A 15,629-nucleotide genomic window follows, 5' to 3' on the forward strand; every position below is an offset into this window, starting at 1 on the left:
AAAAAGAGCAAAGTTAATGATAATATATGTTATAGTTACTATCTCTTTTTTAACCATCTTAGGATTGCTATATATATTATTCCAACCAAACAACAGAAAGTTTAATCCCCTAGCTGAAAGCATTTATTTAACTGAAAATGAAGATGCAGAAAATGGCTCTACTATTCCACCAAATTAATACTGTCTTGAACAACCAGACCTTCTGCCTTACTTTTGATAAAATTTCCAAGCTTGCTGAACATCATTAGCCATAGTTTCACGCAAACCCAAAGGCAAGAAAACTTCAACTTTCGGTCCCCAACTTCTCAAACGCATAATCGTATTAAAATCCTGCCGATAGCTAACTCGACAGTAAATATCAGAGCTAGAACGAGATTTTAAACTTCCTAAAAGCTGCTGTTTTTGCTGCAATTTTATCTGGGAATTATTAATCAAACTTTGAGCTTGTTTTTTGGAAATTTGTTTAAATAACTTCTCTCGTTCCGTACCTTGAATATAAAGATTATGGTAATAACGGTCAAATCTAATTAGTAATATCTCTTGGGGCCGAGCAAAATTAAATCCCCAAGCTTCACTGCAAAAATCTTCTAGAGTTTGAGGTGTTTTTGACTCACACCTTTTCTGGGAAAAGTTCGGCAATTTTACCAAATTCCACTCTAACTCTTCTATATTTTTAATCCTATCAAGGCGATAACCATACCAATTTATTTTCATGGGACTACTATCATTGGGAGTTTGACCATAAGCAAATAAATAAGGGGCACGTTGAGAATAGTAAATACAAACAGGATAGATAATATAATCTTCTCCTTCATCTTGATAATTTTGAAAATTACTGGCACTAACATAAGTGATTTTTATTGGTGGAATTGGTTGAGATTGCCAAAGATTTTTGAGTTTTTGTGTCCAATTATTTATCTTTTCAGAAAATTGCTGATGTACAATATATTCAAGTTCTAAAAAGAAGCGTTGTTCGTGATTAATTTTCTGACTAAACTCATTGAAAAAATCTGCTAAATCATTTTGAATTATATTTTCAATTCCTTGATTATCGACAATTTCGGAGGAGACAGACATTAGAACATCGGGAAATGAATCAACTTTAATATATTGAGTTTTAAATTTGTTGTGAGTCGGAGCGCTTTTTACTTTTTCTGTCTGTAACCAACCCATGGAAACTAATGTTTGAAAATCATATTGAAAGTTTTTTCTAGTTTTAGCTAATAAACGTATTTTCTCTTGTTTTTTCGACTCTTTTCTTGGAGAAATTATGCCATAATTTAATAAATTATTTAGTTGTTGTGGTGTAACTGAATAGAGCTGAAGAAACGATTTTTTCCATTCATCATCATTAGAACCTAAAATTGGTTCAAACAGCCAATCAGTCATTGTTTTGTGACAAGAACAATTGGAATCATGGTTATGAGGAATTATATCATTTTTATGATAATCCAACTCCGTAAAAAACTGACGACACCAGTCATTGTAGGTAAATTTATTTCCTAATTCAACTTTGACTGGATCTGCTGCATCTCCATATAGCGATCGCAAGATTACCCATAGACGTACTGCTTTAGGTAAGTTTTGTTTTAAAGACCCCCGTGCCAATATCTGTAAAAATTCAACATCAGGGGAAAAGTCGAAAACTTTAGATGCTCTGAAGTTACTCTGATTCATTTTTCTAATTTGGTCTGGTAGGAGTTAGGTCGAAAATTTTGTTACTTACTATAAAAGTTGTGGTGATAGATTTTCAATAATTTTGATGCGAATGAGGAAAAAAAGTGGAACTCATCCGTATAAATACAGAGTCATCTAAAAGAGATTTAATTTTTTTTGCCCCACCAACTCATCAATGGCATTTTTCTGGACATAATCTCTACAAACATACATAAATTTGTCATTCGCATAAAAATAGTTGTGGGTGCTGCTAAGTAATGCTAGTCTAGAAATGTCAACAAAAAATCCAGCAAATATGGACTACATTACCTAATAAAAAATTGAAAAAATTTTTCCTGTTGCACATATAAAAACAAGGAATTAATTACACAAATTTTTTAATTGCTTAGTCCTCACAATTTTTCATATACTAAACTTAAGCAGAAAAATCAGCCAATGCCAGTATATGCAGCGACAACTTTTTCCCCAGTACAAGGTTTTATCGAAAAGTCTCGCAAACTTAGAGATTTATACGGCGCATCGGTCATTATTTCTCATCTTAGCGCCAGACTAATTAATGCAGCTTTAGAACAAAAAATAGATGTTATTTCCCCTGGAATTCCTAACTATGCTAGGGGAATGCCTAACCGAATTTTACTTAGAAATAATCACTTTGATAGTAATAACCAAAAATTTGCAGAATGGTTAGAAAATTGGGCAAATACTACTATATTATTGGAATGGAAAAAGGTATTAACAGAATGTCAAAAATGGATTGAAACTGCCGTTCCAGGAGAAACTAACCAACTAACTTATCATTGGCAACGAGAATGGGAACTATGGAGAAATCACACCTGGGAGATTTTCTGGGGTGCAGGAAATACCATTCCAGAAGCAATGAAAGACCTAGAAAATCGCAAATTATCTCGAAATTGGACGGCAACAAATTGGATAGGAGAAAGTTCTAGTATTACTGGTACTGATGCGATCGCCTGGCCTGGATTAGCTAGCGAAGACAGAAACCCGAAATACTTAAAACACGAAGATGAAAAGTCAGACATTGAATATTTTTACCAACTTCTAGCAACTAAATTAGAAACAAAAGTTCCTAACAGTAAACCAGAGGAGGGAATAGAAGGTAAATTTCTCGATCCTAGCGAACGCCTAAGCATTCCTGAACTCACAAAACGCCTAGTTACTCAATATCAAATCCGTCAAAAATTAGGATTACCCCATCTAGAAAAATTTACAGATATCGTCAGAAAACCAGAACCAGAAAAAAATCAACCTAGTCAATGGACTGGTTGGTTTATGGGAGATGGTGACAAGGTGGGAAATCATTTGCAGGAGTTGGCAAAACAACCTGATGGGGAAGAAAAAATTAGAGAGTTTAGTGAAGCAATGCGAGAATGGGGTAAAAATTTTATGAATAAATTTAATAAACCCTCAAAAGTAAAAAAGCTAGGGCGGGTTATTTATGCTGGTGGGGATGACTTTTTGGGAGTAATTTACAGAACTCCTGAGAACCCAGTGGAACCCAGAAAAGCATTGGAATGGTTAATGACTGTACCCGAACAGTGGAAAGAACACAAGCAAGACATTACTGTTAGTGTTGGTTTTGTCTGGGTAGCTGGCAGTGTTCCACAACGGGATGTGTTGCAACATTGTCGGGCAGCAGAAAAGCGAGCAAAGTCTTTAGGGCGCGATCGCGTAACTATTAGAGTATTGTTCAATAGTGGTAGATTTGTCCAGTGGACTTGTCCGTGGGATTATTTGTATATTTTGAATAATTATCGCGATCGAGAAGGGGGTAAAAATTGGACTCATGTTTACAACGATCTAGCTCAATTAAAAGCACGTCATGGAATTAACCCTTATCCTGAAAGTGGGAATACAGATTTTAAATTAGCTTTGGCTTTAATGAATCTTTATTTTTCAGATAAGGATGATGAAACTAAGCAAAAAAAAGGCAAGGAAATTCTGGAAAATCAGAAATATTTAGTGGGAGATAATTCTCCTAAAGAGTTGTTGAAATGGATAAGCGATTTAATATTAGTTGGATGGCAAATGTGTTCTTGAATAAGTGATAATTAAAACTTGTAGTTGGACTTTAGTCCTATCTACAACTTTGGGCTAAAGCCAAACTAAAAACACAAACTTTTTTTCAACTTAGATAATCTCAATACATAACTACCGTAAAGATGTTTAAATATATCATAACCGTTCAACCTTTAGGGTTAATGTATGGTAGCTCAGGAGGATTTTTATCACCAGAAAATTTAGTAGGATGTTCGCGGGCTAAATTTCCTCCCGATGCCGCTACTCTCTCAGGATTAATCTTAAGTTATGAGCGCTATATTAATCCGAATCAAGATAGTTCAGTTAGTAAAACACTTGATAAAAATCTTCATGTAGCAGGTCCTTTTTGGGCTAAAGAAAAATCACCTAAAACATTTTACGTCCCTATAGCTTGGACAAAAATTATTGGCGACAAAGGTATAGATGAATGGATAGTAAAAGATGATAAATGGTATCGCAATGAAGATGAAGCTAAACAACAACAAGAAATTGAAGCAGAATATAATTGGTTAAGAATAAATGATTGGGATAAACCTGTAAAAACTATTAGAAGTAATAAGTCAATGGAAAAAAATCCTTGGCAATTTGTACCAATGCTTCACCCTAGAATGAAATATGAAGAACGCCATGTCAAGGAAGAGGACGGATTATTTCTAGAATATGCAGTACAAATGCCAGATGATGCCTGTTTAGTTTATCTTTCTACCCATCCTTTAGAATCTGGTTGGTACAAATTTGGAGGTGAAAACCATGTAGTAGAAATTAATAGCATAGAACTATCAGAAAGCGATCTAATTATTAAACTGTTAAAAAAGCAAATTCAAAAGAGTTTTGCTCTAATTACACCTGCTGTTTGGGGTTCTAATAGATTGTCATTTCGGAATCCTCAACATCCAGATTTTCCGACAACCAAACTAATGCTAACAGACAAAGCAATACCTTACCGCTATCGAACTCAAGGTCGCTTAGGTAGGGGCAGATATGCAGTATCGGCAGGTAGCGTTTATGTATTAGAAAAACCCCTAAATAAATCTTGGTGGGAATGGCCTGAAGCATGGTTTCCCAAAGAGGGTATTAGTCTGCAAAAAGTTGGTTCTGGTTTATGTTTACCTCTAGATATTCAAGGAGTAGCTTAAATGTATAAAAAAGTTTATGGTATTATTGAAACTCTCGCACCGCTCCATGTTGGTGCAACTGCTGGAGAGGAGAGCGGGAATTTGAATATGATTTTTCGCGACCAATTCACTCAAACTGGGATTATTCCTGGTAGTTCCGTGAGAGGGCGAATGAAAGCGGAAATGCGGGACGAACAAGGGGAAGGTGCTGCCGATAAATGGTATGGTAAGGAAGCAGAAATGGGAAAAGCTGACAGCACTACAGAATCTTTAGTGAAGTTTGAGTATGCTTCTACAGTTTGGATACCTGTATTTTGTCCTGGTCAACCTATTGTTTGGGTAACTTGTCCCCGTTTGTTGAAGCGATATCAACGTATTGCAGGAGTGGAGCAAAAACTTCCTAAGGAGTACACAGGTTCTAAAACTTTGAAAGCACTGAATATTGAAGCCAAGGAAACCTTATTTTTTAACTTTGGTTTTCTCACTGTTGACAGGAAAGAAGACCTAACACCTTGGTTTCCTCTAGGGAAGCAGTTGCCAGCAGTGGTAGTGGGAGATGATGAAATTGCCATGATTCACGATATGGCATTGTATCGTCAGAGTCGTGTAGCTCTGGAGAAAGAGGAGAAAAAGGCAAAAGGTGGGGCATTTTTTAATACTGAAGCGTTACCGGAAGGAACTATTTTGGTGTTTCCTATTGCTATTAAAGAGAATAAGAATAGTAACGGAAAATGGCAACCTTTTCCAGATGGTAATGAAGGCGAAATTTATTTGGGTGGGTTAGAGTCTATCGGTTTTGGCAATTGTCAAGTTATTATCAAAGGAGTAGAGTAGTTATGGCTTGGGAATCTTATAAATTAGATGAGTACGCTCACGACCTGGTATTAAAGTACCGTGACCAAGACGTATTGAATGAAACTCATAAAATGCGGGTGACAGTTGCTTATGGTTTGGAGCGGTTTTGGGGAGAGCAGTTTCGCTTAGAGAAAGATAAAAATCAACACAAAGCTGAATATTGGCGGGATACTTGGGAAACTCTAGTCAAAATTATGGCAAAAGCAAAAGTTAAAGTTCCCAATGATCGGGTTGATAGTAAGAAGACAGAGCAAATTCAGGCGATGGCAGAGAAGTTATGGAACAGATCAGATCATAATTCAGGGTCTGACAAAAAATCAAAATTTGACGAAGATCGGCGCAAGGTAACTTTAGCTGTGCTGACTCAACTATGCGACTGTATGGTGTGGTGGGCACAACGGTATAAGAAGTGATGGCAGATAGGGTGATGGGGAGGGAGTGTGGGGAGTATGGGAAGTGTGGGGAGAAAAAGTATAGTACAAGCATTTTTTGTCTTTTTATCCCCTGTTCCCTATTCCCTATTCCCTCTTTGAAAAAATATTTCTTAATTAACTATGAATCATAATAATGTACCTCGAATGTTTCGCGCTCAAATAGAAGGGCGCTGTCAAATACAAAGACTACCCCATGCAAAGGAAGATGCTTATGAATGGGCAGACCAGTGGGTAGAAGGTGCATCCTCTGGTGTGCCTAGATTTAATCATGCTATTCAATGGAAAGACTATAAAATTAGTTGGCGTTTTGTCACTAATAGCGGTCAAGATGAGGGAGTTATTCGTCCGGTAATAGGGGCAAAAGGTCATCCCTATTACCCTGGTGCTAGTATGAAAGGCGCTTTCTTGCGCAACTGTACCCCAGAACAAGCTATGAGATATTGTGGAGGCCAAATAGGCAATGAAACTAAGCCTGGTATTCTGCGGTTTCATGGTGGATATCCTCAAGATGGTAGTTGGACGGATAAACAGTTAGTTGATATTGTGCATCCTCAGCAGGAATGTCAGGTAGAAAAACAAGCTAACCACAGTGCTTTCGTGCAAATTTCTCTCTATCAACCTACTTTAGTTTTTGGTCTTTCCAGCAATCAAAATTTAGATGAGACAGAGTGGGAGGAAATTTGGCTTCTTTGGGAACAAGCTTTAGGTAAAGGAATAGGTTCTCGTGTTAGCGCTGGTTACGGACACCTAAAAAGTCACAAAGAAAATCTTTTGTTTCCCCCTATTTTCTTCAAAGGTAAAGGTTTAGCACCAAAGTTAATCAATGAAACTGGAGAGTTTCGTCCGAATATGTTTAAAGCTGCTCTTCGGGGTCATACTTTGCGGTTATTTGGTGGAGTCACTAATGAGGTAACTGCTCAGAAATTAACCAAGAAATTATGGGGTGGTTTTAATGGTAAAAGTCCTTATGTAGGAAAGTTAGGTATAGCTTTTAATGCTGTTGGGTTGGAGATGGATACTTTTGGGCATTTTGAGTTACCTACATACGAGTTAAATGAGGGAAAATTAGAGATTTTATGTCTGGGAAATATGACAGAACAACAACATGGTAATCTCAAAAAATTAATGTTGAATATAGTTAAGTTTTCTTTGTTGTTAGGTGGGTTCGGTAAGTCTTGGCGACGGATTGACCATCGTTTGTTTTTTTCTGAATATTTCAGGCATAATAATAAACCAATGATTGGCTGTCATTGGGAGTTTACTGATAGATCGAAAAAATTGTATATTCCTGTGCATAATTTGTCTGATGTGACTAAATTTTTAGATAGTCTACATTCAAAAATTAAAGCTTATGTTCAGACGGTAGAAAAACAAAAATTAGTAAGCAAAGGAAGTGATTGGAGAGAAGCTTGGCATCCTGAAAAAGTAGAAGTTTGGGGTAGAATTGCTGAGGGCGATTTTGATAGTGAAGCTATTTATTGGTTTCATCAAGAATATCAAAGAGGAAAGACGATTCAAAATTCAGTTTTAACAGGTCAAATGGGAAGAATTGGTCGAATTTGGCATCGGATGTATCCTCGTTATATTGTGCAAAATAAAGCACATAAAAAAACTAGAGAATATGTAGAATTACTGACTATTTTTCCTGATGATTCAGAAAATACTAATGATTTTATCGACTATTTAAAAAATGCTAGTGAGTTTGAAAAAGTTTGGTGAGTTATCCCCCCTAACTTTCCTTTTTCTAAGAAGACGCAAGTTTTTTGTAGTAAGGCTTTAACTCTAAGATAGACCGCTGAAGCCCTACTACGAGCTTTAATTATACTATTAGGAGTAAAATTAAATGAATATTTGGATAGTAACTACTGGTAATAGTGATGTTCAACTAACAACAGAAGATAATTGGTTAAATCTCTATGATGAAGTAACAGAAAAGTTGAATTATCACGAGTTTTTTCCGACTCCTTCAGATTTTGAGGATGAAGATATTTATACTGTTCCTGCCAGAGTTTTAGGAATAGTTTATAAGCAGGAGTTTCGTCAGTATTGGGAAGATTTATTTTTTCCACTCTTAGATAATTTTGGGAAAAAGTTAAACAATGAACCTCGATTAATGCCGGATAAAATTATTCTGGTACTAACTGACCAATCAATTTTATATCCCGATTATACTGACTTAAAAAAGTCACCTTGTTGGAAAGATACTTGCACTTTATTGCCAATATTTGAACATTATTTCCGTGAAAATTTCCCGAAAGCTAGTTTAGAATTTGTGGAATTAAAGCCTGTTGATGGAAAGGGTTTAGATAATTGGGATAGTACCTTAGAGTTAGTTCAAAAGGAGTTATCTGGGTTAAAGTTTAAAGAAAAAGATATTATTTATGTGAGTCATCAAGCTGGTACTCCGGCTGTGTCTTCGGCTGTGCAATTTGTTACCTTGGCAAATTATGGTAAAAATGTGCAATTTCTAGTAGGTAATGAGTATGTAAAGGAGTCAGCAGAAATTATTGATAGTTCTAAATATTTACGGGGTATTTCTATTCAGCAGGCTAAGGGTTTAGTCTCTACTTCTCCCGGTGCTGCTAAGAAGCTTTTAGAGAAAATAGAAGATGTTGATCAGGGAGCAATCGCTGAATTAAATAATAAAGTTGATTTCTTTAATCTGAACCGAATTGTTGATAATAATAATAGTGAGGAGTCTTCCATTCTTGCTGCTACTCAAAGAATTGTTGATGTTTTGGATTTAATTGGCATATTTTTTAAACAAGAAAATTATCTTCAGGGTATTACTTTAATATCTGCTGCCCAGGAAACTTTTCTCAAGGTGGCTATTTTATCTAAGACAGAAAAAATGACTGTTGTAATTGGGGATAAAAATTGTTGTGGTAAGGATTTACTTTTGTGGAATAATGAGGGATTACTTTTAAATAATCAATCGGACAAATCTTTATTAAAGGGTAAAGATTTAAGGAGTAACAAAATTAATGAGCAAGATTTAAACCTTTGTATAGATGTGCTAGAACAATTATCTTTCCCTAGTGATAAGATTTATGTTGTTGAGAAAAATTTGTCTAAAACTAATAGTAATAGTATCATGTTAGCATGGCTCAAAAATCTGGAATTAGGTTTTCAATCATGGCCGTTATTAGAGTGGTCTTGTGAATACTATAAAGAGCGAGAGAAAGATTTAAGAAATCAGTTGGTACATAATTTACGGGGGATGGAAAAATCAGATGTTGCTGAATATTTGATGGGTTATAAAAAAGTAGAAACGGATGATGTGATGAAAATCTACAATGAGAAAGTTAAGCAACCTTTTTTTGAAGCGATTAAATTATTTAAGCTTGATTATACTAGAGAAAAGTTAGACAAAGAGTTGAAAAATTTGGCTAAGTCTCTCTATTGAAGAAAGGAGTCGGTGGGCAAATATAACTTGAGGTAATGGTCTCAAGCACTTAAATATTTGTTCGCGGAAATAGTTGTTGTCATAGAGTCGGTGTTGGCCGAGCAAGTGCGGCAGCTATATCGCTCAGTTGATGAATGAAGGATTGAAATAATGCGATCGCGCAGCAGTTTCTGCTCGATTGATGGCCAGTTTTTTTCAAGGATTAGGTATTATTTTAGGGTTGAGATTCTGTATACTTAAAGTTAAGATTAAAAGTAATGGAATTGGTATAAAGAACCTCGGTAAATGAATAGTAGAAGATTTTTAGTCATTTATAGTCTTTAAGAAGTGTTTAAAAGGTTGTTTTTCATCTTTGCATGGTACCCCACATACACGCCTCCGAGAATCGCTGAAACCCTGATTCTTTCGTTGACCCGTGTATGTGCCTTGCTAGGAGCGGGTTTGAGGCGTGTCATTTTGGTAAAAATTGCTTTGTTGATTTTTTTATCAAAGGGGCGTGTATATTTGGGGGTCTGAAAGCCTTGCTCTGTCGTGGTTCCAAAACCGAACTCTCTCACGCTTCCTCTGAAGCGGAATTAATGGAAACCTTCGCCGTCAAGAAAATCTGGCTCTTTGCTAGTTTCTCTCACGCTTCCTCTGAAGCGGAATTAATGGAAACTTCCGCCACCTGGGAAAATGGTTTCAGCAGCAGGTGGGGTCAATCTCTCACGCTTCCTCTGAAGCGGAATTAATGGAAACGATAAATGTTACTAATGCTACGGTCATCACTAGAGCACTCTCTCACGCTTCCTCTGAAGCGGAATTAATGGAAACGATATTGTCAACTGGCAGCGAAACCAAGTCGCTTGCCAACTCTCACGCTTCCTCTGAAGCGGAATTAATGGAAACCCTCGTGGCACTCTGTGGTGAGTGGTTGGGCAACCATTCTCTCACGCTTCCTCTGAAGCGGAATTAATGGAAACGCTCGGCTCCGTTCTCGTTATAGTTTTCTTCATTTAGGGCTCTCACGCTTCCTCTGAAGCGGAATTAATGGAAACACACTAAATTATGTGGTTTCCATTTCGTCGCCCCAGTCTCTCACGCTTCCTCTGAAGCGGAATTAATGGAAACATTGAAAGCTGACTAGTCCTAAGTCACTGCTGATCATAACTCTCACGCTTCCTCTGAAGCGGAATTAATGGAAACTAAGTGCTATGAGGTTCTATCAAAAGGGCTTGAGAAATCTCTCACGCTTCCTCTGAAGCGGAATTAATGGAAACATGTAGCCCTTACTATTAAACATTTTCATCAAACGCCTCTCACGCTTCCTCTGAAGCGGAATTAATGGAAACAAACTTCTATGTAAGACTTTATTTCAATTGAAAGCTCTCACGCTTCCTCTGAAGCGGAATTAATGGAAACTTTTGTAGAATTTTTTACGGAAACTTTGGCGGAAGAACTCTCACGCTTCCTCTGAAGCGGAATTAATGGAAACTTCCATTGAAACTACCGACAAATTCCATTGAAAAACTCTCACGCTTCCTCTGAAGCGGAATTAATGGAAACATTAGTGCTTTCTTCTTTTTCCTCGTGTATATGCACACTCTCACGCTTCCTCTGAAGCGGAATTAATGGAAACCCGGTAGCAAGCATCCGGATGAGGACACTTACGTGGGATGGACTCTCACGCTTCCTCTGAAGCGGAATTAATGGAAACTTCTAGTTCTTTAATTGACTCTTCTGTCATCGTTAACTCTCACGCTTCCTCTGAAGCGGAATTAATGGAAACTTTAAAAAAAGCTACGTGTTGCTCGATTTGGTTTTGACTCCTCTCACGCTTCCTCTGAAGCGGAATTAATGGAAACAATATATGTTTCTCCCTCTATATCAATTATAATATCTTCCTCTCACGCTTCCTCTGAAGCGGAATTAATGGAAACTTTTCGCTTAGGGGTTCACGTTCAAGTGGATCAATACCGTCTCCTTCTCTCACGCTTCCTCTGAAGCGGAATTAATGGAAACTGTTGTTAAAGAAACTACCACTGTTGAAATTATCGCTCTCACGCTTCCTCTGAAGCGGAATTAATGGAAACTTTGAAGAGTCTTAAAGTGTCTTCAAAATCTTGTACTCTCACGCTTCCTCTGAAGCGGAATTAATGGAAACCTGAAATGGACGAAGCAGAAATATTAGGGTTGTTAGGCTCTCACGCTTCCTCTGAAGCGGAATTAATGGAAACAATGTGCAAGACTTATGTCGCGGCTCTGGCGGAGCTCTCACGCTTCCTCTGAAGCGGAATTAATGGAAACGCCTAGCACTCTCACCATAATACGGTGAGTCTTTAGACTCCTCTCACGCTTCCTCTGAAGCGGAATTAATGGAAACCTTCTTGCATGAAGCGGAATATATTTTCTTTCCAAGAACTCTCACGCTTCCTCTGAAGCGGAATTAATGGAAACTCTATTGGATTGGGCTTTTGGTAGCCCAAATTGTTTTTCTCTCACGCTTCCTCTGAAGCGGAATTAATGGAAACACGACGGTAGTTGGCTGCTGCCAACTTCCCGTCTTCTCTCACGCTTCCTCTGAAGCGGAATTAATGGAAACTTGGAGATGCCGATGAAAATTCCAATCAAGGCTCTCACGCTTCCTCTGAAGCGGAATTAATGGAAACTCCAACTGCGTAAGCTAAATAACCTAAAAATGTTTTTACTCTCACGCTTCCTCTGAAGCGGAATTAATGGAAACCTACAGAACGCTCCACCTGAACGGCAGCCTTATCGTCCTCTCACGCTTCCTCTGAAGCGGAATTAATGGAAACAGTGTGGGTGGAATCTTTAGCGATAACTTCTACTTGATTCCTCTCACGCTTCCTCTGAAGCGGAATTAATGGAAACAGGTGATACAGTGCCGTGGTATTCAACGGACACAGGAGAAACTCTCACGCTTCCTCTGAAGCGGAATTAATGGAAACTAAGCAAAAAATGCACCCGGCGCTTCCATCCATACAAAAATTTGATTAATCAAAAAAAGAAAGCTAACTTTTGACAGTTAGCTTTTTTTGTGGCTGATACCAATTTCAATCTGCTATACTTAAAGATAAGCTCGCTATAATTTCACATCTCAAAACCAAAAATTTCACGCTGCAAAACTGATACATTCAGAGACACCACAAATGAACCAACCCTTAATCTGTCACTTCCTCATCGGCACTCCGGCATCAGGCAAATCAACCTTTGCCACCCAACTCGCAACCAAAGACAACTACACCACCGTCTCCACAGACGCAATACGCTCCAAACTCTATGGCAACGAAACTACCCAAGGAAACTGGCACGACATCGTAAACATCGTATTAACCAAAATCTCAGAAAGCATCACCGCAGGTATCCCCGTCATCTACGATGCCACCAACGCCTACCGCCCCTACCGCATGGCCATACTAGAAAAACTACCCACACAAAACTGTTACTGGATAGCATGGCATCTGAAAACCCCCCTCCCTATTTGCCTAGAATGGAACAAACGACGCACCCGTAAAGTGCCAGAAAAAATCATCGAAAAAATGTTTCAATATCTTAAAAACTTTCCGCCCCTAGTAGCAGAAGGCTTTGCAGCAGTACATACTATTCACAACAGCACATTCAACCCCAAAACAATACAGCAAAATATCCACTCCCTTACCCGCAGCAATATTAACCGCAAAAACCGCACCTCCTCCCTAGAATTTCATTCCTACTCCCGACTTTTAGACTTCGATCGCCTCATACATTTAATCTCTCTACTCATTCAATATCCTGGTCTCGGCAATTTACAACAAACCACACCCGATGTACTAATCAATATATTTAGTGAGCAACCAGAATTTCCTGATGCTCTTGCTGAGATAGTAGCAGTTATAGCTAAATTAAAAGGAGAAATTTATGCAGACAGAGAAGCGATCGCTACTGACTTAGCTTGGTTAGAAAGTAACGGTATTGTGGCAGAAGGCCAAACTGTTGATGCTGCTTTTTTAGATGAGGAAATATTGCCTTTGAGCAAACTAGAAGACAGATGTCAGAAGTCAGAAGTAGAGAAGCTTAATTATAATCAAGAACATAATAACTGTTCAGATATATATGATGGAAAATCAGATATTATTGCTCATCCCTACTCAGATGTTGCTCCATTTAAAAGGTTAATAACAGCTATTCGTCTAATATTAAACCGACCATTTCTCAGAGCAGACCACAAAAAAAGTTTAGACGTTTTAGCAGAAACCTTATCCCAACAACCAGGAATGGGGGGAGACTGTCGCGACCAATTTCGTAAAGATGTAGAAAATATTCTCAAACCATTTCAAATATTGCCAGACTTTCCGATGCGACATGGTTATTTTGCAGGTACAGGAATTTTATCGCGGTATGAATTAAAATGCTTGCAGGATATATTGCGGGCGCAAGTTAAAAGTATGGAAGACCCCGTGGTTTTATCTATTTACCAGCAATTTTCCCAACGGATGGGTTATTCTAAATTAGAAACTTCTCAACCTTATCCAGTCAGAGCGATCGCCCATCAATCAATGATAGATTTAGACTTGCTCTCTGAAAATGTATTATCTCGGAAACTCGAAGTAGTAGAAAATATTATTATTAATGGAGAATTAGTTGAGTTAGGGCGGTTAAAAGGCAAGGGAAAATTTACTGGAGATGTAGAAGGAACATTTGCTGCTTGGTTATTGCAGATAGTATTTTTCAATAATGCCTGGTATTTAGGTTTTGAATGTGAGGGAGGTTCATCAGATGGTTTGTTACGGTTTGAACGTTTGGATCGGTTATATATTAGTCAACATTTAAGCAAGTCTCGCCCACAGCAACAACAGCTCCGAAATTTACAACGATTACAAAAACTTTTAGATGCTAGTGTCGGGATATTTTTAGGTTCTTCTGCTGCCGACCAAAGTAAATTTTTAAGTAAAAAAAAGCTAGATAAAAAGCAAGTAATAGTAACAATTGAATTGTGGTTTGATGAAGAAAAATTTAAGTTTGTGTGTGAAAAAACCAAACGGTTTCCATCGGGAAAATTGCAAATGTCACCTCCTCCTAAAGGTAGTGGTTTTGTCAAAGATGAAGAGTTTCAAAAAGTTTTCCGTTTGTCAGGTACACAAGATCGACGTTTTCCCCATCGGTTTCGGGTGGAATTGCCTTACTGGTGTTTAAGAGATGTGAGTTTTTTAAGTTGGGTTATTGGGTTTGGCGGTCATGTGAAAGTAGTGAAACCAGATGAATTAGTTAATATTGTTCATAAAACTGGGTTAGATATTGTTGAAATTTATGAAGGGAAAGCAGAAGGAAAAGAATAAAGTTTTCGGTCGCGCACCTCGGAACGGAGTTCTATCACGCTCTTACCCGGAATCACTCTCGCACTGTTATAGATTGAGTCTTGTAGTCGAGGAAACTATAACTTTTGTCTAGGAAAAACTGACAAAATACTTCAGCTAGTGAAATTGAGCCACAAGTTGCTCTTAGCAACTTTATCAACCGATCAGGCTCTTGTCAAGGATTATGCTTTACCGAATAATGAATAATTAATAATGAATAATTAATAATTGAAGAACATAAAGCTAGTGAGATAGTCTCCCCTTGTAATTAATAATTAATAATTTCAGAGCGTATATCTAGGAAGATACTTTCTTGTTAATTAGGGCTGGCTCCAGTAAGCGATAATTAATAATTACCTCTTCTCTAATAAAAGAATTGTTGAAAAGGAATTTTTTTCTTTTTTTATCCCTGTAGGGCGACAGAACGTGGCACAGCTAAGGATAGAGTTGTTACCTTAATTTTTCAGTAATTAATGAGTGTCAGGCGCTTAATTATTGATGCTCCAGCAATAGAACTCCCCAGACGCGTGACGCGACCGATAATTGTTAATTATTAATTGTTAATTATTAATTGTTAATTATTAATTATTAATTATTAATTATTAATTATTAATTATTAATTGTTAATTGTTAATTGTTAATTATTAATTGTTAATTATAAACTCAAACTTCCATAGACAAAATATCAGAAATTTCCTTCTGTAAATCCTGACGATTATCATCATAAATAAGCAAAGTATTCAAATTAGAA

At 37.3% G+C, this 15,629-nt stretch carries 9 protein-coding genes and 1 CRISPR repeat array; of the genes, 8 read left to right on the forward strand and 1 reads right to left on the reverse strand.

Going from position 1 to position 15,629, the window contains the following annotated elements; translation table 11 throughout:
• Positions 1-16: 16 nt before the first annotated feature.
• Positions 17-178 (forward strand): hypothetical protein, encoded by a 162-nt coding sequence (locus F6K15_RS29580; RefSeq protein WP_293068126.1) that lies wholly within the window; start codon positions 17-19, stop codon positions 176-178.
• 29 nt (positions 179-207) lie between these two features.
• Here F6K15_RS29580 and F6K15_RS29585 read toward each other — a convergent pair whose 3' ends face one another.
• On the reverse strand, positions 208-1,677 hold the full coding sequence (locus F6K15_RS29585) for a TIGR03985 family CRISPR-associated protein (RefSeq protein WP_293068129.1): 1,470 nt from the start codon (positions 1,675-1,677) through the stop codon (positions 208-210).
• Positions 1,678-2,112: 435 nt separating this feature from the next.
• On the opposite strand from F6K15_RS29585, the gene F6K15_RS29590 reads away from it, so the two are divergent.
• The 7 genes from F6K15_RS29590 to F6K15_RS29620 all read left to right on the forward strand — a co-directional run bounded on the left by F6K15_RS29590 (position 2,113) and on the right by F6K15_RS29620 (position 14,860).
• Positions 2,113-3,735 carry a type III-B CRISPR-associated protein Cas10/Cmr2 gene (locus tag F6K15_RS29590; RefSeq protein ID WP_293068132.1) on the forward strand — a complete coding sequence of 541 codons (1,623 nt, stop codon included), beginning with the start codon at positions 2,113-2,115 and terminating at the stop codon, positions 3,733-3,735.
• Positions 3,736-3,857: 122 nt separating this feature from the next.
• Positions 3,858-4,871: a CRISPR-associated protein gene (locus F6K15_RS29595; protein ID WP_293068135.1), complete on the forward strand. Its 1,014-nt coding sequence runs from the start codon at positions 3,858-3,860 to the stop codon at positions 4,869-4,871.
• On the forward strand, positions 4,872-5,684 hold the full coding sequence (locus F6K15_RS29600; RefSeq protein ID WP_293068137.1) for an RAMP superfamily CRISPR-associated protein: 813 nt from the start codon (positions 4,872-4,874) through the stop codon (positions 5,682-5,684).
• 2 nt (positions 5,685-5,686) lie between these two features.
• The gene (locus tag F6K15_RS29605; RefSeq protein WP_293068140.1) at positions 5,687-6,118 is read left to right on the forward strand and encodes a hypothetical protein; all 432 of its coding nucleotides are present in this window, start codon (positions 5,687-5,689) and stop codon (positions 6,116-6,118) included.
• Positions 6,119-6,259: 141 nt separating this feature from the next.
• Positions 6,260-7,858 (forward strand): hypothetical protein, encoded by a 1,599-nt coding sequence (locus F6K15_RS29610; RefSeq protein WP_293068143.1) that lies wholly within the window; start codon positions 6,260-6,262, stop codon positions 7,856-7,858.
• 124 nt (positions 7,859-7,982) lie between these two features.
• Positions 7,983-9,545, forward strand: coding sequence for a hypothetical protein (locus tag F6K15_RS29615; protein WP_293068145.1), 1,563 nt, complete (start codon positions 7,983-7,985; stop codon positions 9,543-9,545).
• A 550-nt stretch (positions 9,546-10,095) separates the two neighbouring features.
• A CRISPR array of direct repeats spans positions 10,096-12,493; the repeat unit is 36 nt; unit sequence CTCTCACGCTTCCTCTGAAGCGGAATTAATGGAAAC.
• 201 nt (positions 12,494-12,694) lie between these two features.
• Complete coding sequence (locus tag F6K15_RS29620) at positions 12,695-14,860, forward strand: AAA family ATPase (RefSeq protein WP_293068148.1); 2,166 nt, start codon at positions 12,695-12,697, stop codon at positions 14,858-14,860.
• The last annotated feature ends 769 nt before the right edge of the window (positions 14,861-15,629 follow it).

This window comes from Okeania sp. SIO2B3 (assembly GCF_010672525.1).
In the GTDB taxonomy this organism is placed as follows: domain Bacteria; phylum Cyanobacteriota; class Cyanobacteriia; order Cyanobacteriales; family Microcoleaceae; genus Okeania.